The following is a 21797-nucleotide window of genomic DNA, read 5'->3' as shown; positions in this document are numbered from 1 at the left end:
GCCCTCCGTGCGTTGTCCCTCGCACAAGGAGGGAATCCATGTTCTCGTACCGCCGCACGCCCGAGCTCCCCACCCGCGAGGAGGCCCTGACGGGCCGCCCGGAGCCGCTGTTCGCCCTTCCCGAGAAGCACACCGTGCTGGGCAACCCACTGGCCGGACCGTATCCGGCCCACCTGGAGGTCGCCGACTTCGGGCTGGGCTGCTTCTGGGGGGCCGAGCGCACGTTCTGGCAGACCCCCGGGGTGTGGACCACAGTGGCCGGCTACCAGGGCGGCTTCACCGAGAATCCGACGTACGAGGAGGTGTGCTCGGGCCTGACCGGCCACACGGAGGTCGTCCGGGTCGTCTTCGATCCCGCGGAGGTCTCCTACGCGGCCCTGCTGAAGCACTTCTGGGAGTCCCACGACCCGACCCAGGGCTTCCGCCAGGGCAACGACGTCGGCACCCAGTACCGCTCGGCGGTCTACACCCACTCCCCCGCCCAGCAGGCCACGGCGGAGGCCTCCCGCGAGGCCTACCAGCAGGTCCTGGGCTCCTCGGGCTACGGCAACATCACCACGGCCGTCCTCCCGGCGGCGGAGCGCCCCTTCTGGCCGGCCGAGGCACACCACCAGCAGTACCTCGACAAGAACCCGGGCGGATACTGCGGCATCGGCGGCACGGGCGTGTCCTGCCCGATCGGCGTGGCCCCGGCGCCCGGGGAGTGAGCGGCCCCCTGCCCCGCCCCGGCACCGTCCTCGACGGGCTCTTCGCCGGCGGCGACGGCCGGGGCGCGCAGCCGGGGCCGGCGCCCCGTCAGATCGTGGAGGCGTCGATCACGAAGCGGTAGCGGACGTCGCTCGCCAGGACGCGGGCGTAGGCCTCGTTGATGCGGGCGGCGTCGATCAGCTCGATCTCCGCGCCCAGCCGGTGCTCGGCGCAGAAGTCCAGCATCTCCTGGGTCTCGGCGATTCCGCCGATCATCGATCCGGCGAGGGTCCTACGGCCGCCGATGAGGGAGAAGAGGTTGAGGGAGACCGGCTCCTCCGGGGCGCCCACGTTGACCAGGGCGCCGTCCACCTTCAGCAGGCCCAGGTAGGCGTCCAGGGCCAGCGGGGCGGAGACGGTGGACAGGATCAGGTCGAAGGTCCCGGCGAGCTTCTCGAAGGTGGATTCGTCGCTGGTGGCGTGGAAGTGGGTGGCGCCCAGCCGCCGGCCGTCGGCCTCCTTGCGGAGGGTCTGCGACAGCACGGTGACCTCCGCGCCCAGCGCGTGCGCCATCTTCACCCCCATGTGGCCGAGGCCGCCGAGACCGACGACCGCGACCTTCTTGCCCGGGCCCGCCTGCCAGTGCCGCAGCGGCGAGTAGAGCGTGATGCCCGCGCACAGCAGCGGGGCCGCCTCGTCCAGGGCGAGGCCGTCGGGGATGCGGACGGTGTAGTTCTCGTCGACGACGAGGTGGGTCGAGTAGCCGCCGTAGGTGGGCTCGCCGTCCCGGCCGAGGGCGTTGTAGGTGCCGGTCATGCCCTGTGTGCAGTACTGCTCCCGGCCACTGCGGCAGTGCTCGCACACGCGGCAGGAGTCGACCATGCAGCCGACGCCCACCCGGTCGCCGACGGCGAACCGGGTCACTTCCGCGCCGACCTGGGCGACGACTCCGGCGATCTCGTGTCCGGGGACCATGGGGTAGATGCCCTCGCCCCATCCGTCACGCACCTGGTGGATGTCGGAGTGGCAGATGCCCGCGTACATGATGTCGATGAGGACGTCGTGCGGCCCGACGGGACGGCGCGGCACGGTGGTGCGCTCCAGCGGGTCGCCGGGGGCGGGGGCGGCGTACGCGGCGACCCGGGTGACCGGGGTGTGCGCGGTGCCGGCGGCGGTGGTGGCGGCGGTGGCGGACATGGGGCTCCTTGAGGCGGTGGTGTCGCGGTGCGCACCACGCTGCCGGTCCGTGCCGCCGGTACCCAGGCCCCTGCGCTTCGTACGACTGGCGAACCTACTACTGCTGGGGTCAGGCTGGGACCGTCCGGGCGGTGGGCCGCCCGGAGATACTGGGCGGCATGGACCAGCTTGATCAGCGAGCCTGCCTGGGCGAGTTCCTCCGCTCCCGCCGCGCCCGGCTGCGCCCGGAGGACGTGGGCCTGACGGACTACGGGCGCCGGCGGCGCGTGCCGGGGCTGCGGCGTGAGGAGCTGGCGCAGCTGGCGGGGGTGTCGGTCGCGTACTACACGCGGCTGGAGCAGCGCGACGGGGTCAACGTCTCGACGGAGGTGCTGGAGGCCATCGCGCGGGCCCTGCGCCTGGACGGGACGGAGCGGGCGCACCTGATGGACCTGGCGCGGCCCAGGGCCCGCAGGCGCCGCCAGAGCCGAAGGCCGCAGCAGGTGCGTCCGGCGCTGCGCACGCTGATGGACGCGATGGACGGCGTACCGGCCTATCTCGTGGGGCACCGCCAGGACGTCATCGGCTGGAACCGGCTGGCGGCCGCGGTCTTCGGGGACTTCGGGGCACTTCCGGCCGCGGAGCGGAACCTGGTCCGGCTGATGTTCCTGGACCCGGCGACCGCGGAGCTGTACGGGGAGTGGGAGTGCCAGGCCTGCTGGGTCGTCAGCAACCTGCGGCTGTACGCGGGCCAGCACCCGGACGACGAGCAGTTGTCGGCGCTGGTCGGCGAGCTGTCCGTGAAGAACGAGGAGTTCCGACGGCTCTGGGCGGCGCACACGGTGGCGGACAAGACGCACGGCGTGAAGCTGCTGCGTCACCCGCTGGTGGGGGAGATGCGCCTGTCCTTCGAGACGCTGACGCTTCCCGACGATCCGACGCAGGCCCTGGTGACCTTCCATGCGGAGCCGGGCTCGGCCTCCGAGGACGCACTGCGCCTGCTGGCGTCGTGGGACGCGCAGCGGGCCGCGGAGCGGTCGGCTGCGCGGACGGCGGAGCAGACCGCGCAGCCGACCGGCTGACCTGCGGTGGCGGCCTGTCGCCCGGGCCGTCTAGAGAGTGATCTGGAAGACGCCGGCGCCGCGTTCGCGCCGGTAGCCGAGGGCCTCGTTCACCGCCCGCATGGGGACGTTCTCGTCCGCCACCGTGGTGGCGATGCGGCGCAGTTGCGGGTGGCGGGCCGCGGCCCGCGCTGCCATGTGCCGTTTCACGGCGCGCCCGAGGCCGTGCCCGCGGTGGGCGGGTACGACCACCGTGTCGTACTGGAGGGCGCTGGTACCCGCGGGATCCGGCAGGACGATCTCGGTGTACGCCGCCACCTCGCCCCCGGGGGTCACCGCCGCGACTGTGATCATCTCTCCGCCCCGGTCCAGGACCAGTTGCTGGAGGGTGTGCAGCCGCTGGGCCGTCCAGGTCTGGATCCGCTCGTCCATATCGCCGGTCGGGGCGTCCTCCATGGCCGCGTGGGCCGCCGCCGCGGCCGGCGCCCAGGCGTCGGGGACGAGGCCGTACCAGGTCAGGAGCTCGTATCCGGGGACGGCAGGGTCGTGGACGGGCCCGTCCGCCGGGGTGGCCGCCGGAGCGGCTGCCGTGCCGTCCGCCGCCCTGCCGTCCGTCGCCGTGCCGTTCGGGATGTCCTGTACGTACCAGGCCATCGGCAGGACGTTCTCGAAGCCCATCGCCTCCGCGAAGGCCTGGCCGGGCCCGCCGAGGTCCAGCATGGCCGCGACCGAGGTACGACCGTCCGCGAGCAGTTCCTCGCGGACTTGCTCCCACAGGGCGGTGCCGATGCCGCGGCGCCGCGCCGCCGGGCGCACCGTCAGCGCGTCCAGGAACGCGGTGCGCTCGTTGCCCTCCTCGGTGAACAGCAGCAGGGCCGCCACGCCCTCGCCGTCGCCGGCCGTCCACAGCACCGGCCGGCCGCGGGCCGGCCTCACGCACAGCCGCCCGGCGATCTCCACGCGGGAGGGCGGGGGCAGTTGCGGCAGGTCGACGGCCGCGGCGGAGGCCAGGACCGTCAGCCAGGTGTCCACCTCGGTGTCGGACGGGGGCAGGGCGAGAGAATGGATCATCATGGGCCCGACCCTAGAGCGCGCCCGGACGCGCCGCCCGCGGGTTTTCGGTCACCGGGTGCGGCGACGGCGCCACCGCCGTCCGTGCCCCGGAAACGGCGGACGGCGGGGAACCCGTGGGGGTTCCCCGCCGTCCCGGTGGCGCGAGCCGCCCTGCTCGTGCGAGCCGCACGCCCGAAGGCGCCGCACGCCCGAAGGCGCCGCACGCCCGGAGGCGGCGGGGCGCGCCCTGCGTCAGGCGGCCGAGCCGGCCTTCCAGTCGGCCCAGCTCATGTTCCAGCCGTTGAGGCCGTTGTCCGGCTTGATCGTCTTGTCCGGGGAGTTGACCACCGTGACGACGTCACCGATGAGCGAGTTGTCGTAGAACCAGGCGGCCGGCTGGTTCGGGTCGCCGGCGCCCTTGACGTCGTTCAGGCCCACGCAGCCGTGGCTGGTGTTGACGCTGCCGAAGATCGAGTCCGCGCCCCAGTAGTTGCCGTGGAGGAAGGTCCCGGAGGTCGACAGACGCATGGCGTGCGGCACGTCCTTGATGTCGTACTCGCCCTTGCCGTCGGCGTCGGTGAAGCCGACGGTGGCACCGTTCATCCGGGTCTCCTTGAACTTCTCGGAGATCACCATCTGGCCGTTGTAGGTCGGGTTGGCCGGGGCGCCCGCGGAGATCGGGATGGTCCGGATGACCGCGCCGTCCCGGGTGACCGTCATCTTCTTCGTCTTGGCGTCAACCGTGGAGACCTGGCTGCGGCCGATCTTGAAGGTGACGGTCTTGCTCTGGACGCCCTGGACGCCGGGAGCGCCCTGGACGCCCTCCAGCGCCAGCTTCAGCGTGACGGTGGAGCCCGCCTGCCAGTACTGCTCGGGGCGGAAGTCCAGGCGCTGGGCGCTGAACCAGTGGCCGACGACTTCCTGGCCGCTGCTGGAGGAGACGGTGATACCCGCCTGGACGGCCTTCTTGTCCTTGATCGCCTTGTTGAAGGTGATCGAGACCGGCATGCCGACGCCGACGGTCTGGCCTTCCTCCGGCACGAAGTTGGCCACGAAGCTGTTCTCCGGGGAGACGGTGGTGAAGGAGGCGTTCTCGTGCGCCTCCTTGCCGTCCGCGTCCTTGGCCGTCGCCGACAGGGCGTACTTGGTGGAGCGCTTCAGCGCCGCCTTGGGCTTCCAGCTCTTGCCGTCGGCGGCCATGTCGCCGGCCACCGCCGTGCCCTCGCTCGTCTTCAGCTCGACCTGCGTGAGCGTGCCGTCGGCGACGGTGACCTTCGCCGCGTCGTTGAGGCCGACGTTGGTCGCGCCGTCCTCCGGCGTGATCGTGATCTTGGCCTTCGAGGTGTCCTTGGCCGCTGCCGCGTCCACGTCCGCCTGGGACTTGCTGGCCTCCCCGTTGCCCTTCGGGTCCCCGCCCCCGCTGTCCCCGTCGTTGCACGCCGAGAGCACCAGTACGCCGCCGAGCACGACGGATATGGCCGCCAGGGACCTTCTCCGCCGCTTGCTGTCCGTCCTCACACGCCACTCCATCGTTGCCGGTAACCCCGGGACATCCGTCACGGGGTTGGCCCGGCAGGGGGCGCACCCCCCTGCCCGGTCCTGACAACGCGTTAACGGCGCCGGCCGGTTCCACATTCCGTTGGGATGTGGGCCACCGCACGGTCAGGCGTTGTCGGGTTCTTCGTCGAAGTCCCCATCTTCCTCGTCGAGGTCCCACTCCAACGACTCGGGGTCGTATTCGACGGGCTCGCTGCTCCAGGACGCCTGCGCCAGCTCCACCCCGGGGATGTCCAGGACCAGGTCAGTGGGGTCGACGAGGTAGGCGAGGGCTTCCGACTCGTCTTCCCGGACGGCGGCTTCCGCATGGCTGCGTTCCTCGTCCGGCATGAACTCGTCGGCCTTGATGTGGGCGAGCGCGGCGCCGGTGAGCGCCTGGGCGTCCGGCACCTCAAGCACCAGATCCACCCGAAGTCGTACATACCGTGATGTCTCAGAAGAGTTCATACGACGGAGAGTAAGCCCGGGGAAGCCCTGACTTTCCCACGACCCGCCCCTTTCCGTAGCATCGGCGCACACGGCCAATTCGCTGCTGCCACAAGGGGGATCGCACCGTGTCCGCACGCCGACCGATGCTCACCGCTCTCGGAGCGACCACCCTCCTCGCCGCCCTGTGGTTCGTGCCCTCGGCGGGCGCGACCGCACCGGAAGCGGCGGGGAGCACCTCCGCCGTGCCCGCGGGCGCGAACACCGCGGAGCCGGCCGGCGGGACCTCGACCACCGGCACGATCACCAGCTCCGCGCCTTCCGCTTCGGGTGCGGGGGCGCAGTCCCTCTCGCTCGCCGACACCGGTTCCGTCGACACCGCCCCGTACCTCCTCGGCGGCACCTTCTGCCTCGGCGTGGGGGCCGCCTTCGTGGCTTTCTCCGTGCGCCGCTCCCCCAGGTCGTAGGAACACCTCCGCGCAGGACTTCCGCGGACGCGTACGACGCCGAAGGGCTGCCCCGGGGTCTTCCCGGGGCAGCCCTTCGGCGTGTCGTGCGGTGGCCGCCGTCAGGCGAGCGGACCCGTCACCGGCTCCACCGCGGCGAGCAGCCCGCCCGTGCGGACGAAGGCGTCGGCGGCTGCCAGGTCGGGGGCGAGGAAGCGGTCCGGCCCGGGCCCCTGCACGCCCGCCGCGCGGGCGGCGGCGATCGCGGCAAGGCTGGCCGGGGCTGCCGTCAGCCCGTGACGCAGCTCGATGGCGCGGGTGGCCGCGTACAGCTCGATGGCGATGATCCGCGTCAGGTTGTCGACCGCGGTACGCAGCTTGCGCGCGGCCGACCAGCCCATCGAGACGTGGTCCTCCTGCATGGCGGAGGAGGGGATCGAGTCGGCCGAGGCCGGCACCGCGAGCCGCTTCATCTCGCTGACCAGGGCGGCCTGCGTGTACTGGGCGATCATCAGACCGGAGTCCACGCCGGCGTCGTCCGCCAGGAAGGCCGGCAGGCCGTGCGAGCGGTTCTTGTCGAGCAGCCGGTCGGTGCGCCGCTCGGCGATGGAGCCGAGGTCGGCGGCGGCGATGGCGAGGAAGTCCAGCACGTAGGCGACCGGGGCGCCGTGGAAGTTGCCGTTGGACTCCACGCGGCCGTCGGGCAGCACCACCGGGTTGTCGACGGCGGAGGCCAGCTCGCGGGAGGCGACCAGGGCGGCGTGCGCCATGGTGTCGCGGCCCGCGCCGGCGACCTGCGGGGCGCAGCGCACGGAGTAGGCGTCCTGCACGCGCGGCGCGGACTCCTCCTGGAAGTGCCCGGTCAGGCCGGAGCCCTTCAGTACGGCGGCCATGTTGGCGGCGGAGGCGCCCTGGCCGGGGTGCGGGCGGATGGCGTGCAGCTCGGGCTGGAGGACCTTCTCGGTGCCGAGCAGCGCCTCCAGGGTGAAGGCCGCGGTGATGTCGGCGGACTTGTAGAGCCTGTCGAGGTCGGCGAGGGCCATGATCAGCATGCCGAGCATGCCGTCGGTTCCGTTGAGGAGGGCGAGGCCTTCCTTCTCGCGGAGTTCGACGGGCTCGATGCCGTACTCGGCGAGCAGCTCGGCGGCGGGGCGGACGGTGCCGTCCGGGCCCTCGGCGTCGCCCTCGCCCATCAGCGCGAGCGCGCAGTGGGACAGCGGCGCGAGGTCGCCGGAGCAGCCGAGGGAGCCGTACTCGTGGACGACCGGGGTGATCCCGGCGTTCAGCACGGCGGCCATGGTCTGCGCCACGGAGGGGCGCACCCCGGTGTGGCCGGAGGCGACGGTCTTGAGCCGGAGGAACATCAGCGCGCGGACCACCTCGCGCTCGACGCGCGGACCCATGCCGGCGGCGTGCGAGCGGACGATGTTGCGCTGGAGCTGGGCGCGCAGCTCGGGACTGATGTGTCGGGAGGCGAGGGCGCCGAACCCGGTGGACACCCCGTAGACGGGTTCGGGCTTGGCGGCCAGCGCGTCGACGATCTCGCGGGCGCGGGCGAGTGCGTCGAGCGCCTCGCCGGACAGCTCGACCCGTGCGTTGCCGCGGGCAACGGCGATGACGTCCTCGGCGGTGGTACCGGACGTCCCCACCACGACAGTGTGCATATCCATATTCAGCACCCTACGGATTGAATCGCTTCATGTCACTAGTTGGAACTGTCACGATCGGGCAGCCACTGGACCCCTTACGCACGGACGCGCCGGGCCCCGGGTCCGCGAGGACGGCCGGACGCCCGGCTCCGCGGCCGCCGCCCGCCGCCCGCGGTCACCGCCGGCCACGGAAGCGCCGCCGCTCCCCCGGGGCCTCCTGGGCGGCGGCGTCCGCCAGCCGGACCACCGCGGTGTCCCGGCCCGCCACCACCGGCCCCGCCGACCGCGCCGCCTTCGCCTTGTACTGGGCGGCGTCCGCGAGGCGAAACAGCCTCCGGGAGGACTTCACCGGCCCGATCGGGTCCCCGGTGGAGGCCACCCCGCAGGCCACGCCCTCGCCCAGCTCCAACCCGGCGGCGCGCGTACACAGCTCCTCGCTGACCCGGACCACGTCATCGGCCGGCGGGCCGACCCCGACCAGGCAGAACTCGTCGCCGCCCAAGCGGGCGACCAGCGCGCCCGGGAGTATGGCCCCGCACAGGCTCAGCACCGATCCGAACCGCTCCAGCAGCCGGTCACCCATAGCGTGCCCGAGGGTGTCGTTGACCTTCTTCAGCCCGTTCAGGTCGCAGACGACGAGGCTGACGACGACACCGGTCCGGCGGTGCTCCTCCAGGGCCTCGTCGAGGCGCATGTCGACCGCCCGACGGTTGGCGAGCCCGGTCAGCGGGTCGGTGAAGGCGAGCCGCCGCGCCTCCTCCAGGCGCTCGTTCTGCGCGAGGCCGGCCGCGACCACGGCGGCGAGCACGGTGGCGAACTCCGCGTCGTCCTCGTCGAAGTCGGGCAGCCCCTCGTCCCGGGCGACGTACAGCTCGCCCCAGGCACGCCCGCTGAGCACCACGGGCGCGACCACGCACGTCCCCCGGCCCCGACGGCGCAGGGCCTCGCCGCGCCGCCCCGGCCGGTCGCCGACGGCGCTCTCGACCCAGGCATGCGGACCGCCGCCGCCCACCCAGCGCTCGTGCAGGAACTCGGTGATCTCGGGGAAGTCGTGCACCGGATAGGACTCGTCCTCGGGGAACTCCTCCTCCCCCGCCCGCCGCTCGCCCTCGTTGACGAGGACGCGCAGACACCCGCGCTCCCGCTCCCACGCGGAGATCGCGGCGAACGAGCCGTCCATCGCCAGGCGCGCGCCCCGCGCGGCCGCACGCACACTGTCGCGCGGCGTGCCCGCCGCGGCCATCGCCTGGGCGAGGCCCACCACGGCTCGCAGCCGCCCGTCAGCTCCCATCACCCCAGGTTAGGGAGTTTTGTCGGATTTTGAGATAATTGGCGCGAGTTTCCCTGCCGGCACGCTCGCCGGCAGGACGACCGGAGGCCCGTCCGGGCCCCCGGTCCAATGCCTACTCCCCCGGCCAGTTCGGCTTGCGCTTCTCGTTGAAGGCCGCCACGCCCTCCACGCGGTCGCCGGAGAGGGCGACCGTCCGCCAGGCGGCGTCCTCGATCTCCAGACCGGTCGCCAGGTCCGTCCCGTGCCCCAGCCGCAGCGCGCGCTTGGCGGCCCGCAGGCCCACCGGCGAGTTCGCGGCCATCCGCGACGCCAGGGCCAGCGCCTCGGCCGTGTCCCGGCCGGCCGGCACCACGGAGTCCAGCAGCCCCAGGGAGAGCGCCTCGGCGGCCTCCACCCGGCGCGCGGTGAAGATCAGCTCGGCGGCCCGCGCGGCGCCCACCCGGCGCGGCAGCAGCTGCGTACCGCCGCCGCCCGGGATCACACCGACGGAGACCTCGGGCAGACCGACCACCGCGGTCTCGTCGGCGACGATCACGTCGCAGGCCAGGGCCAGCTCGAAGCCGCCGCCCAGCGCGAACCCGTGAACGGCCGCGATCGTGGGCATCGGCAGCTCCATCACGCCGCCGTAGGCCCCGCGCGTGGTCGGCCGCTGCCGCGTCAGCTCGGCGTCGGAGAAGGAGTTGCGCTCCTTGAGGTCGGCCCCCACGCAGAAGGCCCGCTCCGCGGCGGAGGAGAGCACGACCACCCGCACGGAACGGTCCGCGGCCAGCGCGGCGCAGGCCGCGCCGATGGCCCGGGCCATGCCGGTCGAGACCGCGTTCATGGCCTTGGGGCGGTCCAGGACCAGCTCCGCAACCCCGCCCTCGTGACGGCGAACCGCCACGAACTCCGACTCGAACTCGGACGCCATAGGACCCTCCCGGTTAACGAACGTTACCCCGGGATACTAGGGGGTGCCCCCACCGGCGGGGACGGCCAGTGGCCCGTCGCGGTGCCGCCGCCGGACCCGGCCGTGCGGCTGCCGCACGCCGGCGGCGGCTGCCGCACGCCGGCGGCGCCTGCCGCACGTCAGCGGCGCTTGCGGCGCGTCAGCGACCAGGGCTCCACGACGCCCAGACCGCGCACCGGCCGCTGCCACATCGGCTGGAGGGCGAACCGGTAGGCCGCACCCTCGTCGGGCTCCGCCTCCGCCTCCTTCTCCGACACCGGCGCGGCGCCGGTCCGGGAGAGCTCCTCGGCCATCGCCCCGTCCACCAGCACGGCGTCCTTGGGGGCTATCGACGTCAAACGGCTCGCCAGGTTCACCGTGGTCCCGAAGACATCACCCATCCGGGTCGTCACCGTCCCGAAGGCGATCCCGACCCGCAGCTCGGGCATCTGCGGATCCGCCTCCATCGTCTCGATGAGCCGCAGCGCGATCTCCGCGGCGGTCGCCGCGTCGTCGGCGCAGTACAGCACCTCGTCGCCGAGGGTCTTGATCAGCCGGCCGCCATACGCGGCCACCAGGTCCGCCGCGGTCGTCTCGAAGGACTCGACCAGCTCACCGAGCTCCTCCTCCTCCAGCCGGCGCGTCAGACGGGTGAAGCCCACCAGATCGGCGAAGCCCACCGCCAGCCGCCGGTCCACCATCTCCTCGTCGTCCGCCACCTGCACCACCCGCCCGGTGGCCGCCGCCAGCTGGCGCCGCCAGACGTAGACGAGGAACTCCTCCAGCTCCGGCAGAAGCAGCTCGACCAGGGGGTATGTGACCTCCGTACGGGTCATGCCCGGCTCCGGCGGCTCCGTGAGCCCCTCCAGGAACGAGTCGATCTGCCACTCCGCCAGCCGCGCCGTGGTCTGCCCGGTGGACCGCGCCACCTGCACCGCCATCGGCTCGGACAGCAGCCCTGCCTCCACCAGGCCGGCGAGTCGGCGCAGGGCCAGCACGTCCGCCTCCGTCAGCGCCCTCGCCTGGCCGATGTCGGCGAAGCCCATGGCCCGCCAGAAGCGGGAGGCGAGCTCCATCGACACCCCGGCGCTGCGGGCGGCCTGGAAGGGCGTGTAACGGCGCTCCGCGCCGAGGATCAGCTGCTCCAGGCGGATCGCGAGGGGATCCGCCGTCGGCTGCACGGTGTGATCCACCTCGTGGTGGGGAGTGTGCTGGTCGCGCCCGATCGGGGTGCCCGGACCGGTGGGCCCGGGGGCGGACGCGCCGGAGGCAGAGTCGTCGACGGTCAAGGGCCGCCTCCTGTCCATTCCGTGCGCACTGCCCTGCCGAACCGGTTGATCACCACGAGCAGCGGGATCGCCTAAACCATACGGCAGGTGTGCCGTAGCTCACTCCCCCTCCCCTGCTCCGATCCGGGTCCGGCCCGGGGCTCCCCGAGGCGACGCGGGGGCCGCGCGCACCCGAAACGCCTCATTCGATGCATTCCGCCGCACGCCCGGCCCCGCCCCCGTCAGTGCACGGACCGCAGGTGGACCACGTCGCCCGCCCCCACCGCCTCGTGGGTCCCCTCGGCCGTACGGATCACCAGGCGGCCATCGGAATCGACGGCTTCGGCCGTTCCGGTGAGGGTGCGCCCGCCCGGGAGCTCGGCACGCACGTGCCGGCCGAGGGTGGCGCAACCCGCCGCGTAGGTCTCCTGCAGGCCGCTGGCCGCCGGGTCGCCCCCGGCGGCACGCCAGTTCCCGTACCACTCCTCCAGGGACCGCAGCACGGCCTTCAGCAGCGGCTCGCGGTCGGTCACGGTGGCCTTGGCCAGCAGCAGCGATCCGGCGGCCGGCACCGGGAGCTCGTCCTCGGTGAGGGTGACATTGAGCCCGATCCCGACGACCACACCGTCCTCGACCCGCTCGGCGAGGATGCCGCCGGCCTTGCGCTCCTCCCCCTCCACGGCGACCAGCAGGTCGTTGGGCCACTTGAGGGCGGTGTCCACGCCGGCGGCCCGGGAGAGCCCGGTCGCGGTGGCCACGCCGGCCAGGAGGGTCAGCCACCCCCACTGCTCCTGCGGCACCGCGTCGCCCGGCTTGAACAGCACGGAGAAGAACAGCCCGGACCGGGCCGGGGCGACCCAGCTCCGGTCGAGCCTGCCGCGTCCGGCGCTCTGCTCCTCCGCGACGAGCACGGCCCCCTCGGGCAGCTCGGCCGCCCGCGTGGCAAGGTCGGTATTGGTGGACCCGGTGGAGGCGACCACCTCCACGGAGGTCCACAGCCCGTCCCCGGTGACGAGGGCCCGCCGCAGCGCCGCGGCGTTGAGCGGCGGCCGGTCCAGGCTCGACCAACGACCTGCGGAGGCTCCGGCTGATGCATCTGATGGCGTCATGCAACCCAATGTAGGTGTGTCAAACGCCGCACTGCCGAGCGCCATGCCCGCCGATACGCTACGCACCAGTAGCCAGCAGTAGTCAATCAATTGACCAGGCAGTTGACACCACGCAGGGAGCCGCGACCCCGATGTCACATCCGTCAGAGCCGATCGACATGCACACCACCGCGGGCAAGATCGCGGATCTGCAGCGCCGCATCGACGAAGCCACCCACGCCGGTTCCGCCCGTGCCGTGGAGAAGCAGCACGCCAAGGGCAAGCTGACGGCGCGTGAGCGGGTGGCCCTGCTGCTGGACGAAGGATCCTTCGTCGAGCTGGACGAATTCGCCCGGCACCGCTCCACCAACTTCGGGCTGGAGAAGACCCGGCCCTACGGCGACGGCGTCGTCACCGGCTACGGCACGGTCGACGGCCGCCCCGTGGCCGTCTTCTCGCAGGACTTCACCGTCTTCGGCGGAGCCCTCGGCGAGACCTTCGGCCAGAAGATCATGAAGGTCATGGACTTCGCGCTGAAGACCGGCTGCCCGCTCGTCGGCATCAACGACTCCGGCGGCGCCCGCATCCAGGAGGGCGTCAGCGCGCTCGGCATGTACGGCGAGATCTTCCGCCGCAACGTCCACGCCTCGGGTGTGATCCCGCAGATCAGCCTGGTCGTCGGTCCCTGCGCAGGCGGAGCCGTGTACTCGCCCGCGATCACCGACTTCACGGTGATGGTGGACCAGACCTCGCACATGTTCATCACCGGCCCGGACGTCATCAAGACGGTCACCGGCGAGGACGTCGGCTTCGAGGAGCTCGGCGGTGCGCGCACGCACAACAGCACGTCCGGCGTCGCGCACCACATGGCGGGCGACGAGAAGGACGCCATCGAGTACGTGAAGTCGCTCCTGTCCTACCTCCCGTCGAACAACCTCTCCGAGCCGCCCGCCTTCCCGGAGGAGGCCGACACCGAGGTCTCCGACGGCGACCGCGAACTCGACGTGCTGATCCCGGACAGCGCGAACCAGCCGTACGACATGCACACCGTGATCGAGCACGTGCTCGACGACGCGGAGTTCCTGGAGACCCAGTCGCTCTTCGCGCCGAACATCCTGACCGGTTTCGGCCGGGTCGAGGGCCACCCGGTGGGCGTGGTCGCCAACCAGCCGATGCAGTTCGCGGGCTGCCTGGACATCGACGCCTCCGAGAAGGCGGCCCGCTTCGTACGGACGTGCGACGCCTTCAACATCCCGGTGCTGACGTTCGTGGACGTGCCGGGCTTCCTCCCGGGCACCGACCAGGAGTACAACGGAATCATCCGGCGCGGCGCCAAGCTGATCTACGCGTACGCGGAGGCCACCGTCCCCCTGATCACCGTCATCACCCGCAAGGCCTTCGGCGGCGCCTACGACGTCATGGGCTCCAAGCACCTCGGCGCGGACCTGAACCTGGCCTGGCCGACGGCTCAGATCGCCGTCATGGGCGCGCAGGGCGCGGTGAACATCCTGCACCGCCGCACCCTCGCCGAGACCGCTCCCGAGGAGGTGGAGGAGACCCGGACCCGGCTCATCGCCGAGTACGAGGACACCCTGCTCAACCCGTACACGGCGGCCGAGCGCGGCTACATCGACGCGGTGACCATGCCGTCGGAGACCCGTGCGCACGTGGTGAAGGGGCTGCGGCAGCTGCGCACCAAGCGGGAGTCCCTGCCGCCGAAGAAGCACGGCAACATCCCCCTCTAGTCCCTCCAGGAGGTCACCGTGGTGATCAAGGTCGTCAAGGGCAATCCGACCCCGGAGGAGCTGGCCGCCGCACTGGCGGTGGTCCGGGCGCGCGCGGCGCTGCTGGCCTCGTCGCCGCCCCCGGGCGCCCCGGAGGTCGCGGACGAGTGGTCGACGCCGGCCCGGGTGGCACGGCGGCGGCTGCCGCAGCCGGGGCCCCGGGCCTGGGGGCGGACGTACTGGCCCGGATAGCCGGGGCCGGCACGGCGTGAACACGCTGCGGCGCTTGAGTACCCGTACTCAGGCGCCGCACCCCCTCCCGGGGCCAGGATCGGAACATGCTCTGGTCCGACCCGAAGAACGAGCCGCCCGAGGAGATGCGCGACGCGCAGGCGATGATCCGGCGGCTCACCGTGGTGCTCGCCGTCGCGATGCTCGTGGTGGTCTACGTCCTCGGTGTGCGCCACTTCTGAGCCGTCCCCGGGCGCACCTACGATGGCGTGCATGACTGCCACACCCCGGCCCGCGAGCGGGCGCAAGCTCGTCCTCGCCTCCGCCTCCCCCGCCCGGCTGAACCTGCTGCGGCAGGCCGGTCTCGCCCCGCACGTGATCGTCAGTGGTTTCGACGAGGACACCCTGGACCACGACGAGCCGGCCGAGCTCGCGCTGGCGCTGGCCGAGGCCAAGGCGGCCGTCGTGGCGGCCCTGGACGAGGCCTCGGGCGCCCTGGTGATCGGCTGCGACTCGGTGCTGGAGCTGGACGGCGAGGCGTTGGGCAAGCCTGCGGACGCCGAGGAGGCGACCGCGCGCTGGAAGGCGATGCGCGGCCGGGCGGGCGTGCTGCGCACGGGGCACTGCGTGATCGACACGGCGACCGGGCGGCAGGTCTCGGCCACGGCGTCGACGACGGTCCGCTTCGGCGAGCCGACGGACGCGGAGGTGGCGGCGTACGTGGCCAGCGGCGAGCCGCTGCACGTGGCCGGCGCCTTCACCTTGGACGGGCTGTCGGCGCCGTTCGTCGACGGCATCGACGGGGATCACGGCAACGTGATCGGGCTGTCCATGCCGCTGCTGCGCTCCCTGCTGGGCGAACTGGACGTGTCCATCACGGACTTGTGGGCCTGAGCCCCCCGACCGGCGGCGGGGCGTCCTCGACGGGTCCGCCGCCGTCACCCTGCCGGGAGGCGGGGTAGAGCGTCAGGACCAGTACGAGCAGACACAGGATCAGCATCAGCGTCGCGAAGGCCGCCCAGCCGACCAGGCCGACGGCGAGTACGCCGAGCATCCCGTGGGTGACGGCGGCTGCGACGAGCACGACGCGGGCGAAGCGGCCCGGCGGGCGGTCGCGCAGCGCGGCGAGGGCGGCGAGGACGGCGCACAGCAGGAGGAAGGCGCCCATGCCCGCCCCCATGGCGTAGGTGGCCTTGGACATCACGTCAGGGTCGCTGCCGGCGATGGACATCGACTGGTTGGCCGTGGTCCGGCCCAGCACGATGTGGACGAGCACCAGCACGGCGGCTTCCGCGACCAGCACGATCGCGGCCAGTCCGGCCACGAGTCTTCGCACCACGTGCACCCACCCCCCAAGCGCCATACGCCCGTTCGACGCCTGGAGGCTACTAACGGGTAGCCCGGTGGGCAAGGGATCGGCCGAGGTCGCCCGTCCGGAGTACACGCCCGCCGCGCGGCGGCCCGGCGGGACCGCGGTCGGCCGCCTCGCTGTGGGTACGGTGTTGTCCCGGTTCGCCCCGCGGGACGTCGGAGCTACCAATCAGTAAACAAGGGGACAACTCCTCGCTCGGCAGCAAAGAAAGTGTGGGCCGTTCGTAGGGACTCGACAAAGAATCACCCGGGGCCGCTGACCGGGGAGACAGAGACCTTGGCTACATGACGGGGTTACTGTGCAGTCGGGGATCCCCCTGACCTGGGGCGCCACAAGGGTTCTCCGGCGGAGCGGGCCTCGCATCACACTCTGTGTGGGCAAGGTCACCACCGGGGAAGGGTCGAAAGGCCGTGTGGGCTGTCCCTAAACTCAGCTTGTTTCAAGGAGGGAGCCATCGTGCGCAAGGTGCTCATCGCCAACCGTGGCGAAATCGCTGTCCGCGTTGCTCGGGCCTGCCGGGACGCCGGGATCGCGAGCGTAGCCGTCTACGCCGATCCGGACCGGGACGCTCTGCACGTCCGCGCGGCCGACGAAGCTTTCGCGTTGGGCGGTGACACCCCGGCCGCCAGCTACCTGGACATCTCCAAGGTCCTCCAGGCCGCCGCCGACTCGGGTGCGGACGCCATCCACCCCGGATACGGCTTCCTGTCCGAGAACGCCGACTTCGCCCAGGCCGTGATCGACGCCGGCCTGACCTGGATCGGCCCGCCGCCGCAGGCGATCCGCGACCTCGGTGACAAGGTGGCCGCCCGCCACATCGCCCAGCGCGCCGGTGCGCCGCTGGTCGCCGGCACGCCGGACCCGGTCTCCGGGGCCGACGAGGTCGTCGCCTTCGCCAAGGAGCACGGCCTGCCGATCGCCATCAAGGCGGCCTTCGGCGGTGGCGGCCGCGGCCTGAAGGTCGCCCGCACCCTCGAAGAGGTGCCGGAGCTCTACGAATCCGCCGTCCGCGAGGCCGTCGCCGCCTTCGGCCGCGGCGAGTGCTTCGTCGAGCGCTACCTCGACAAGCCGCGCCACGTCGAGACCCAGTGCCTGGCCGACTCGCACGGCAACGTCGTCGTGGTCTCGACCCGTGACTGCTCCCTCCAGCGCCGCCACCAGAAGCTGGTGGAGGAGGCTCCCGCACCGTTCCTGACCGAGGCTCAGAACGCGGAGCTGTACGCCGCGTCCAAGGCCATCCTGAAGGAAGCCGGCTACGTGGGTGCCGGCACCGTCGAGTTCCTGGTCTCCGCCGACGGCCTGATCTCCTTCCTGGAGGTCAACACCCGCCTCCAGGTCGAGCACCCGGTGACCGAGGAGGTCGCCGGCATCGACCTGGTCCGCGAGATGTTCCGCATCGCCGACGGCGAGGAGCTCGGGTACGGCGACCCGGTGCTGCGCGGCCACTCCTTCGAGTTCCGCATCAACGGCGAGGACCCGGGCCGCGGCTTCCTCCCGGCGCCCGGCACGGTGACGAAGTTCGTCGCGCCGACGGGCCCGGGCGTCCGCCTCGACGCGGGCGTCGAGTCCGGCTCCGTCATCGGCCCGGCCTGGGACTCGCTGCTGGCCAAGCTGATCGTCACCGGCGCCACCCGCGAGCAGGCGCTGCAGCGCGCCGCCCGGGCGCTCGCCGAGTTCGAGGTCGAGGGCATGGCCACGGCCATCCCCTTCCACCGTGCGGTCGTCGCCGACCCGGCGTTCGCCCCCACCGACGGCAGCCCCTTCACCGTCTACACGCGCTGGATCGAGACCGAGTTCGTCAACGAGATCCCGGCGTTCACGGCTCCCGCGGCCGAGGAGACCGAGGACGAGCCGGGCCGCGAGACGGTCGTCGTCGAGGTCGGCGGCAAGCGCCTGGAGGTCTCGCTGCCGTCCTCGCTCGGCATGACCCTGGCCCGCACGGCCGCCGCGGGCGGCGCCAAGCCGAAGCGCCGCGCGGCCAAGAAGTCCGGGCCGGCCGCCTCCGGCGACACGCTCGCCTCCCCGATGCAGGGCACGATCGTCAAGGTCGCGGTCGAGGAGGGCCAGCAGGTCACCGAGGGCGAACTGATCGTCGTGCTCGAAGCGATGAAGATGGAGCAGCCGCTCAACGCGCACCGCTCCGGCACCATCGTCGGCCTCACCGCCGAGGTCGGCGCCTCGGTCACCTCGGGCGCCACGATCTGCGAGATCAAGGACTGACGCCCGCCCCGCACATGACACCGGCCCCCGGGACCCGTTCGGGTCCCGGGGGCCGGTGTCATGTGCGGGGCGGCCCACCCGTCACCAGGTGCCCGGGGTCGCCTCCCAGTTCCTCAGGTGGTCGTTGAAGCCGCCGTCGGGCCGGGCCCGGCCGCCGCGGGCCGGGTAGCGGATCTTGAGGCCGTAAGCGGTCGATGGCAGGCTCATGCCGCATGATGGACGAATTCGCGAAGGACCACCTGCACGGGAGACTGCGGCGGGACCGCGCGGCACTCCTCTGGAAGCTCGACGGCCTGTCCGAATACGATGCCCGTCGCCCTCTGACAGCGACCGGGACCAACCTCCTCGGCCTGGTCAAACACCTGGCGACGGTCGAGGCCAGGTACTTCGGCGAGGTCTTCGACCGCACCTCCCCGGAACCGCTGCCCAGGTGGCAGGACGCCCACGACAGTGATCTGTGGGCGACCGAGGACGAGACCCGCGATCAGATCATCGCGTTCTACCGGCGTACCTGGGAACACGCGGACGCGACGATCGGCGAGCTTTCCCTGGACGCCCCCGGCCGGGTGCCGTGGTGGCCGGAGCCTCATGCCGACACGAACCTGTTCGCCGTCATGGTCCATGTCCTCGGCGAGTCCGTCCGGCATGCCGGACACGCCGACATCCTGCGCGAGAGCCTCGACGGCCGGACCGGGCTGCGTTCCGAACACGAGCAGCAGATCGACCAGGAAGCCCGTGCGGCCTACCGCGCGAAGATCGAGCAGGCCGCCAGGTCGGCCGCACCGGTCGGGGCTCGGAGGGAGTCTCCCGTGACGTGACGGCCGCGCGGCGTTGTGCCGGTCGGGGGTGCTGTTCCGCCGAAGCATCCGGCTCCTGTGGAACCCGGTGAGCCGGCCGCCCCGGTTGCCGCCGGTGTTCGGCGCCCGGCCCGCCACCGCGCATCGCCGCTTCACGCGGCCCGGGACATCCCGACCTCCAGCACCGCTACCGGCGCCGCATGTCCGCCACGCGGGCCCGTTCGCGCTCCCGTTCACCCGGGTCCGTCAGAGCCGACGCGCTGCGCAGCTGGGCCGTCGGGCCGCCGCGGCGCTGAACCGGGAGGGGGGAGTCGCGGCGTGGGCGGCGGGCGCCCAGGCCGTCCACGCCGCCGGGGGCCGCGGCCTGGCCGCCCGCCACCGTGATCTGGACGCCCTGGTCGGCCAGGGCCTGGAGCTCGGTGGCGGCGCGGTCGTCGTGCGGCGGGGGTTCGTCCGTGACCAGGCGGGTCATCACGTCCGTCGGCACCGTCTGGAACATGGTGTCCGTGCCGAGCTTGGTGTGGTCCGCCAGGACCACCACCTCCGCGGCCGCCTGCACCAGCGCCCGGTCCACGCTCGCGCTGAGCATGTTGGACGTGGACAGGCCGCGCTCCGCCGTCAGACCGCTGCCCGACAGGAAGGCACGGGAGACCCGCAGTCCCTGGAGGGACTGCTCGGCCCCGCTGCCGACGAGGGCGTAGTTGGACCCGCGCAGGGTGCCGCCGGTCATGACGACCTCGACCCGGTTGGCGTGGGCCAGCGCCTGGGCGACCAGGAGGGAGTTGGTGACGACGGTCAGGCCGGGCACGCGGGCGAGCCGGCGGGCCAGCTCCTGCGTCGTGGTGCCCGCGCCGACGACGACGGCCTCGCCCTCTTCGACGAGGCCGGCCGCGACATCGGCGATGGCGGTCTTCTCCGCCGTCGCGAGATGGGACTTTTGCGGAAAGCCGGACTCCCGCGTGAAACCGCCCGGCAAGACCGCACCGCCGTGCCGGCGGTCGAGGAGTCCTTCGGCCTCCAGCGCCCGCACGTCCCGCCGTACGGTCACTTCGGAGGTCTGGACGACACGGGCGAGCTCCCGGAGCGACACCGCTCCGTTGGCCCGCACCATTTCGAGGATCAATTGGCGACGTTCTGCAGCGAACACGAAACTGACAGTAACCCCAACGACCGTCTGGTTTCAGCTCTTTGCGCCGGAATACCGAAGTTGTCCATATGGCGGGGCGACTAGTGGTATACGCAGCCCGAGGGGTGGGTGAACGTACGACCACGCGACCGTGTACCGCCCCAACACCCTTGGGGCGTGGGGCGGTTGAGGTTGCTCAGGCCTCTCCGGCGGTCTTCCGCGTGTGCAACTGGCGCGCCACCTCGGCGATCGACCCCGACAGTGAGGGGTACACGGTGAACGCGTTTGCGATCTGCTCGACCGTCAGATTGTTGTCGACGGCGATCGAGATCGGGTGGATGAGCTCGCTCGCGCGCGGGGAGACGACCACACCGCCGACCACGATGCCGGTGCCCGGGCGGCAGAACATCTTCACGAAGCCGTCCCGGATGCCCTGCATCTTGGCGCGCGGGTTGCGCAGCAGCGGAAGCTTCACGACCCGGGCGTCGATCTTGCCCGCGTCCACGTCCGCCTGGGTGTAGCCGACGGTGGCGATCTCCGGGTCGGTGAAGACGTTCGAGGACACCGTCTTCAGGTTCAGCGGGGCCACCGCGTCGCCGAGGAAGTGGTACATCGCGATGCGCCCCTGCATGGCGGCGACGGACGCGAGCGCGAAGACGCCCGTGACGTCACCGGCGGCGTAGACGCCCGGCGCGGAGGTGCGCGAGACCTTGTCGGTCCAGATGTGCCCGGAGTCCTTGAGGCGGACGCCGGACTCCTCCAGGTTCATGTTCTGCGTGTTCGGGATCGCGCCGACCGCCATCAGACAGTGAGTGCCGGTCAGCACCCGGCCGTCGGAGAGGGTCACCTCGACGCGGTCGCCGACCCGCTTGGCGGACTCGGCGCGCGAGCGCCCGACGACGTTCATGCCGCGGCGCCGGAAGACGTCCTCCAGGACGGCGGCCGCGTCGGGGTCCTCGCCCGGCAGCACGCGGTCGCGGGAGGACACCAGGGTGACCCGGGAGCCGAGCGCCTGGTACGCGCCGGCGAACTCGGCACCGGTGACACCCGAACCGACCACGATGAGCTCCTCGGGGAGCTCGTCCAGGTCGTAGACCTGCGTCCAGTTCAGGATGCGCTCGCCGTCGGGCTGGGCGTCGGGGATCTCGCGCGGGGTGCCGCCGGTGGCGATGAGGACGGCGTCGGCCGTCAGGATCGTCTCGGTGCCGTCCGCCGCGGTGACGATGACGTCCCGGGTGCCGTCGATGCCCTGCGGGCCGCCCAGCTTGCCGCGGCCGCGCATGACCTTGGCGCCGGCCCGGGTGACAGAAGCGGTGATGTCGTGCGACTGGGCGAGCGCGAGGCGCTTGACGCGCCGGTTCACCTTGCCGAGGTCCACGCCCACGACGCGCGCCGCCTGCTCGACGTGCGGCGTGTCGTCGGCGACGATGATCCCCAGCTCCTCGTAGGAGGAGTCGAAGGTGGTCATCACCTCGGCGGTCGCGATCAGAGTCTTGGAAGGTACGCAGTCGGTCAGGACCGACGCCCCGCCCAGACCGTCGCAGTCCACGACGGTCACCTCCGCGCCGAGCTGGGCGCCGACCAGCGCCGCCTCATACCCGCCGGGTCCGCCGCCGATGATCACGATCCGGGTCACGAAAAGTCCGCCTCACGTCTACCCGGCCGGCTGCCGCCCCGGCCGGTGTTCCGGGGGTTCT

The 21797-nt window shown here is 72.4% G+C and carries 22 protein-coding genes; 9 read left to right on the top strand and 13 right to left on the bottom strand.

The features are described 5' to 3' along the window. Positions 1 to 38 precede the first annotated feature (38 nt). Positions 39 to 707: a peptide-methionine (S)-S-oxide reductase MsrA gene (gene msrA, locus R4Z63_RS20190; protein WP_384454894.1), complete on the top strand. Its 669-nt coding sequence runs from the start codon at positions 39 to 41 to the stop codon at positions 705 to 707. 88 nt (positions 708 to 795) lie between these two features. Here msrA and R4Z63_RS20185 read toward each other — a convergent pair whose 3' ends face one another. Beyond that, entirely contained in the window at positions 796 to 1884 is a 1089-nt protein-coding gene (locus R4Z63_RS20185) for an NAD(P)-dependent alcohol dehydrogenase (RefSeq protein WP_384454897.1), read from the bottom strand. A gap of 158 nt (positions 1885 to 2042) precedes the next feature. Between R4Z63_RS20185 and R4Z63_RS20180 the strand changes: the two genes are divergently transcribed. Continuing rightward, the gene (locus R4Z63_RS20180; protein WP_052030289.1) at positions 2043 to 2945 is read left to right on the top strand and encodes a helix-turn-helix transcriptional regulator; all 903 of its coding nucleotides are present in this window, start codon (positions 2043 to 2045) and stop codon (positions 2943 to 2945) included. A 30-nt stretch (positions 2946 to 2975) separates the two neighbouring features. Here the strand turns inward: R4Z63_RS20180 and R4Z63_RS20175 are convergent, their stop codons facing one another. The 3 genes from R4Z63_RS20175 to R4Z63_RS20165 all read right to left on the bottom strand — a co-directional run bounded on the left by R4Z63_RS20175 (position 2976) and on the right by R4Z63_RS20165 (position 5933). Further along, positions 2976 to 3998 carry a GNAT family N-acetyltransferase gene (locus R4Z63_RS20175; RefSeq protein ID WP_384454900.1) on the bottom strand — a complete coding sequence of 341 codons (1023 nt, stop codon included), beginning with the start codon at positions 3996 to 3998 and terminating at the stop codon, positions 2976 to 2978. Between the two features lie 231 nt (positions 3999 to 4229). After that, positions 4230 to 5507, bottom strand: a complete 1278-nt coding sequence (locus tag R4Z63_RS20170) for a L,D-transpeptidase (RefSeq protein WP_384454903.1) — start codon at positions 5505 to 5507, stop codon at positions 4230 to 4232. Positions 5508 to 5639: 132 nt separating this feature from the next. Further along, positions 5640 to 5933: a hypothetical protein gene (locus R4Z63_RS20165; protein ID WP_030964547.1), complete on the bottom strand. Its 294-nt coding sequence runs from the start codon at positions 5931 to 5933 to the stop codon at positions 5640 to 5642. Between the two features lie 173 nt (positions 5934 to 6106). On the opposite strand from R4Z63_RS20165, the gene R4Z63_RS20160 reads away from it, so the two are divergent. Beyond that, entirely contained in the window at positions 6107 to 6427 is a 321-nt protein-coding gene (locus tag R4Z63_RS20160) for a hypothetical protein (RefSeq protein WP_384454923.1), read from the top strand. Positions 6428 to 6528: 101 nt separating this feature from the next. Here R4Z63_RS20160 and hutH read toward each other — a convergent pair whose 3' ends face one another. From hutH to R4Z63_RS20135, 5 genes are all read right to left on the bottom strand, one after another. Next, the gene (gene hutH / locus R4Z63_RS20155; protein WP_384454926.1) at positions 6529 to 8070 is read right to left on the bottom strand and encodes a histidine ammonia-lyase; all 1542 of its coding nucleotides are present in this window, start codon (positions 8068 to 8070) and stop codon (positions 6529 to 6531) included. A 160-nt stretch (positions 8071 to 8230) separates the two neighbouring features. Further along, a complete protein-coding gene (locus R4Z63_RS20150) occupies positions 8231 to 9346 on the bottom strand; it encodes a GGDEF domain-containing protein (RefSeq protein WP_384582562.1) in 1116 nt (371 codons plus the stop codon). A 112-nt stretch (positions 9347 to 9458) separates the two neighbouring features. Continuing rightward, positions 9459 to 10256: an enoyl-CoA hydratase-related protein gene (locus R4Z63_RS20145; RefSeq protein WP_384454909.1), complete on the bottom strand. Its 798-nt coding sequence runs from the start codon at positions 10254 to 10256 to the stop codon at positions 9459 to 9461. 158 nt (positions 10257 to 10414) lie between these two features. Then, positions 10415 to 11563 carry an adenylate/guanylate cyclase domain-containing protein gene (locus R4Z63_RS20140; protein WP_030851135.1) on the bottom strand — a complete coding sequence of 383 codons (1149 nt, stop codon included), beginning with the start codon at positions 11561 to 11563 and terminating at the stop codon, positions 10415 to 10417. A gap of 221 nt (positions 11564 to 11784) precedes the next feature. Beyond that, positions 11785 to 12651, bottom strand: coding sequence for a biotin--[acetyl-CoA-carboxylase] ligase (locus tag R4Z63_RS20135; RefSeq protein ID WP_037919225.1), 867 nt, complete (start codon positions 12649 to 12651; stop codon positions 11785 to 11787). A gap of 131 nt (positions 12652 to 12782) precedes the next feature. Here R4Z63_RS20135 and R4Z63_RS20130 point away from each other — a divergent pair, with 131 nt between their 5' ends. The 4 genes from R4Z63_RS20130 to R4Z63_RS20115 all read left to right on the top strand — a co-directional run bounded on the left by R4Z63_RS20130 (position 12783) and on the right by R4Z63_RS20115 (position 15479). Then, positions 12783 to 14375: an acyl-CoA carboxylase subunit beta gene (locus tag R4Z63_RS20130; RefSeq protein ID WP_037919224.1), complete on the top strand. Its 1593-nt coding sequence runs from the start codon at positions 12783 to 12785 to the stop codon at positions 14373 to 14375. 18 nt (positions 14376 to 14393) lie between these two features. Then, positions 14394 to 14606, top strand: coding sequence for an acyl-CoA carboxylase epsilon subunit (locus tag R4Z63_RS20125; protein WP_037919222.1), 213 nt, complete (start codon positions 14394 to 14396; stop codon positions 14604 to 14606). 86 nt (positions 14607 to 14692) lie between these two features. After that, positions 14693 to 14827: a morphogenic membrane protein MmpB gene (mmpB, locus tag R4Z63_RS20120; protein WP_269084502.1), complete on the top strand. Its 135-nt coding sequence runs from the start codon at positions 14693 to 14695 to the stop codon at positions 14825 to 14827. A 31-nt stretch (positions 14828 to 14858) separates the two neighbouring features. Continuing rightward, positions 14859 to 15479 (top strand): Maf family protein, encoded by a 621-nt coding sequence (locus R4Z63_RS20115; RefSeq protein ID WP_384454915.1) that lies wholly within the window; start codon positions 14859 to 14861, stop codon positions 15477 to 15479. Here the strand turns inward: R4Z63_RS20115 and R4Z63_RS20110 are convergent. Continuing rightward, on the bottom strand, positions 15460 to 15924 hold the full coding sequence (locus R4Z63_RS20110) for a hypothetical protein (RefSeq protein WP_384454918.1): 465 nt from the start codon (positions 15922 to 15924) through the stop codon (positions 15460 to 15462). The genes R4Z63_RS20115 and R4Z63_RS20110 overlap by 20 nt on opposite strands. 489 nt (positions 15925 to 16413) lie before the next feature. On the opposite strand from R4Z63_RS20110, the gene R4Z63_RS20105 reads away from it, so the two are divergent. Next, complete coding sequence (locus R4Z63_RS20105) at positions 16414 to 18177, top strand: acetyl/propionyl/methylcrotonyl-CoA carboxylase subunit alpha (protein WP_037919219.1); 1764 nt, start codon at positions 16414 to 16416, stop codon at positions 18175 to 18177. 81 nt (positions 18178 to 18258) lie between these two features. On the opposite strand, the gene R4Z63_RS20100 is transcribed toward R4Z63_RS20105, so the two are convergent. Beyond that, positions 18259 to 18384, bottom strand: coding sequence for a hypothetical protein (locus R4Z63_RS20100; RefSeq protein ID WP_384452617.1), 126 nt, complete (start codon positions 18382 to 18384; stop codon positions 18259 to 18261). A 5-nt stretch (positions 18385 to 18389) separates the two neighbouring features. Here R4Z63_RS20100 and R4Z63_RS20095 point away from each other — a divergent pair, with 5 nt between their 5' ends. Further along, positions 18390 to 18995: a DinB family protein gene (locus tag R4Z63_RS20095; RefSeq protein WP_384452620.1), complete on the top strand. Its 606-nt coding sequence runs from the start codon at positions 18390 to 18392 to the stop codon at positions 18993 to 18995. A 166-nt stretch (positions 18996 to 19161) separates the two neighbouring features. Here R4Z63_RS20095 and R4Z63_RS20090 read toward each other — a convergent pair whose 3' ends face one another. Together R4Z63_RS20090 and R4Z63_RS20085 are read right to left on the bottom strand one after the other, a co-directional pair. Continuing rightward, positions 19162 to 20121: a DeoR/GlpR family DNA-binding transcription regulator gene (locus tag R4Z63_RS20090; RefSeq protein WP_078556134.1), complete on the bottom strand. Its 960-nt coding sequence runs from the start codon at positions 20119 to 20121 to the stop codon at positions 19162 to 19164. A 175-nt stretch (positions 20122 to 20296) separates the two neighbouring features. Continuing rightward, the gene (locus tag R4Z63_RS20085; protein WP_037919216.1) at positions 20297 to 21736 is read right to left on the bottom strand and encodes an NAD(P)H-quinone dehydrogenase; all 1440 of its coding nucleotides are present in this window, start codon (positions 21734 to 21736) and stop codon (positions 20297 to 20299) included. Positions 21737 to 21797: the final 61 nt, after the last annotated feature.

The sequence above is a fragment of the Streptomyces sp. PL-29 genome (assembly GCF_058344425.1).
The sequence above is the reverse complement of the archived record's forward strand: the minus strand, read 5'-3'. Positions and strand labels throughout refer to the sequence as shown.

Excerpts from the sequence above, each read along its gene's own strand:
- msrA (WP_384454894.1), top strand. The coding sequence starts at position 39 with ATGTTCTCGTACCGCCGCACGCCCGAGCTCCCCACCCGCGAGGAGGCC.
- R4Z63_RS20185 (WP_384454897.1), bottom strand. The coding sequence starts at position 1,884 with ATGTCCGCCACCGCCGCCACCACCGCCGCCGGCACCGCGCACACCCCG.
- R4Z63_RS20180 (WP_052030289.1), top strand. The coding sequence starts at position 2,043 with ATGGACCAGCTTGATCAGCGAGCCTGCCTGGGCGAGTTCCTCCGCTCC.
- R4Z63_RS20175 (WP_384454900.1), bottom strand. The coding sequence starts at position 3,998 with ATGATGATCCATTCTCTCGCCCTGCCCCCGTCCGACACCGAGGTGGAC.
- R4Z63_RS20170 (WP_384454903.1), bottom strand. The coding sequence starts at position 5,507 with ATGGAGTGGCGTGTGAGGACGGACAGCAAGCGGCGGAGAAGGTCCCTG.
- R4Z63_RS20160 (WP_384454923.1), top strand. The coding sequence starts at position 6,107 with ATGCTCACCGCTCTCGGAGCGACCACCCTCCTCGCCGCCCTGTGGTTC.
- hutH (WP_384454926.1), bottom strand. The coding sequence starts at position 8,070 with ATGCACACTGTCGTGGTGGGGACGTCCGGTACCACCGCCGAGGACGTC.
- R4Z63_RS20150 (WP_384582562.1), bottom strand. The coding sequence starts at position 9,346 with ATGGGAGCTGACGGGCGGCTGCGAGCCGTGGTGGGCCTCGCCCAGGCG.
- R4Z63_RS20145 (WP_384454909.1), bottom strand. The coding sequence starts at position 10,256 with ATGGCGTCCGAGTTCGAGTCGGAGTTCGTGGCGGTTCGCCGTCACGAG.
- R4Z63_RS20135 (WP_037919225.1), bottom strand. The coding sequence starts at position 12,651 with ATGACGCCATCAGATGCATCAGCCGGAGCCTCCGCAGGTCGTTGGTCG.
- R4Z63_RS20130 (WP_037919224.1), top strand. The coding sequence starts at position 12,783 with ATGTCACATCCGTCAGAGCCGATCGACATGCACACCACCGCGGGCAAG.
- mmpB (WP_269084502.1), top strand. The coding sequence starts at position 14,693 with ATGCTCTGGTCCGACCCGAAGAACGAGCCGCCCGAGGAGATGCGCGAC.
- R4Z63_RS20115 (WP_384454915.1), top strand. The coding sequence starts at position 14,859 with ATGACTGCCACACCCCGGCCCGCGAGCGGGCGCAAGCTCGTCCTCGCC.
- R4Z63_RS20100 (WP_384452617.1), bottom strand. The coding sequence starts at position 18,384 with ATGAGCCTGCCATCGACCGCTTACGGCCTCAAGATCCGCTACCCGGCC.
- R4Z63_RS20095 (WP_384452620.1), top strand. The coding sequence starts at position 18,390 with ATGATGGACGAATTCGCGAAGGACCACCTGCACGGGAGACTGCGGCGG.